The 1,689-nt window shown below is 70.2% G+C and carries 2 pseudogenes; both read left to right on the top strand.

Annotated elements, in window-relative coordinates:
- Nucleotides 1-848: pseudogene (locus L995_RS04605) on the top strand (hypothetical protein); the annotation flags it as partial.
- Between the two features lie 31 nt (nt 849-879).
- Nucleotides 880-1,689: pseudogene (locus tag L995_RS04600) on the top strand (SWIM zinc finger family protein); the annotation flags it as partial.

Genomic DNA, 1,689 nt, shown 5'->3' with positions numbered 1-1,689 from the left:
TGCGCCTGCTCACCGGCCCGCTGGCCGCCGTGGCCCCGGCCCGCGAAGCCTCGGGCATCTGGCGCGCCCTGCAGGCCCAGGCCACGGGTGCGCAACGCTACGGCGCCTGGGGCCTGAAGGCGCTGGACATCCAGGCCTACACCCTGCGCCAGTGGTCCACGCTGGCGCGGCATGCCGATGCCGATGTGCGCGCACTGAGCCGCCAGAGCATCGACACGCGCCTCACGCCCATGGAACAGACCCGGCCCGAGCAGGCGGAACAACTGCTGCCGCTGGCCGACGCCCTGTTCGCCGACACCCAGCAGTACGCACGCGAGATGTTCGGCCAGCGGCTGCCGGCCAATGCGCTCACGCCCGAGCTGCTGATCGGCTGGGTGGACCATCCCCAGTCCTGGGTACAGGCCCTGGGCCGCCAGCGGCTCGAGCAGCACATGAGCGCGCCCGAGGCCAGCCTCTACCTCGCGCGCCTGGCCCAGCACCCGGCCCCCGGCGTGCAGCTGTTCGTCACGCAATGGCTGCTGGCCCTGCCCGACGAGCCCGCGCCCCAGCGCGCCACGCGCCTGCAGGAGCTGCAGCCCTACTTCCTGGCCGTGCTCAGCCAGGTGCACCGCGCGCGCGCCAGCAAGACGCGCGTGCTGCATTTCCTGCGCGGCCAGGTCGATGCGCCCGAGACTGCGGCCGTGGTCGCGGCCATCTTCGCGCGGCAGGTGGTCAGCGCCAGCCAAGCCGACCAGCCCGACTATGTGGCCGGGCTGCGCGACATCGTGCAGCGCCATCCCCATCTGGCGCAAAGCTTCATGCAGCCCCTGGCGGCGGAGCGGCGCGGCCAGGCCCCGTCTTCCACCTGAGCGCCTGTTCACAGCACGGAGTCGAACGGACATGGAATTTCGCTATCAGTACTACGGCAGCACGCAGGTCAGCGACACGGCCACGCAACAGGCGTTTTCCTTCGCGCCCGACCTGCTGCGGCCTCCCACGCGCTTCGACGGCCTGCTCCGGCGCGACGGCCCGGCCTTCCTGCAGGTGCGCGAAGGCCTCAGCGCGCTGCACAGCGTGGTGGTCAGCGACATGCGCACGCGCGGCCGCGACAAGACGGCCTACCGCGAATGGCTGCAGGAGCATGAGTCCCAGCTGCTGGCCGGCTTCATGGCCGACACCGGCGGCGCCCAGGCGCGCGCCAAGGAAATCAGCGCCGAACTCAAGGACCTGCGCGAGACCCGCAACCAGGTGCTCGCGCCCTTCTACAAGGCGCAGCGCAAATACTTCGACTGGCTGTACCAGGCCAACCGCGATGCCTGGTACGTGCTCGACCCCGTGATCACCGTGCACCCGGACCGGCTGCTGTTCGAGGCCTTCAGCCAGGACGAGTCCAGCTACTGCGCGGTCAGCATCCGGCACGAGGCCTTCGAGCATGCGGGCGAGCGCATCTGCGGCACCACCAACATCGACTACTCGGCCAGCCTCTACGAAGAATTCCAGAAGATCCGCAGCTACCGGGACACGCGGCTGACGCTGGACCCGGCCGGCTTTGCCGTGCAGGTGGGCGCCGATCCGGCACTGCGCGAGGAAAAGATCGACCTGCCCGACAGCTGGCTGCGCGGCTTCGTGCAGGTCTCCAGCGCCATGGCCCTGCCCGCCACCGTGGTGGAACTGCACCCCATGGACCTGTTCAACATCTGCGCGCGGCTG

The organism is Delftia sp. ZNC0008 (assembly GCF_000799035.1).
GTDB lineage: Bacteria > Pseudomonadota > Gammaproteobacteria > Burkholderiales > Burkholderiaceae_C > Comamonas > Comamonas tsuruhatensis.
Note: the sequence above shows the minus strand (reverse complement) of the source record. Positions and strands in the feature narration are given on the sequence as shown.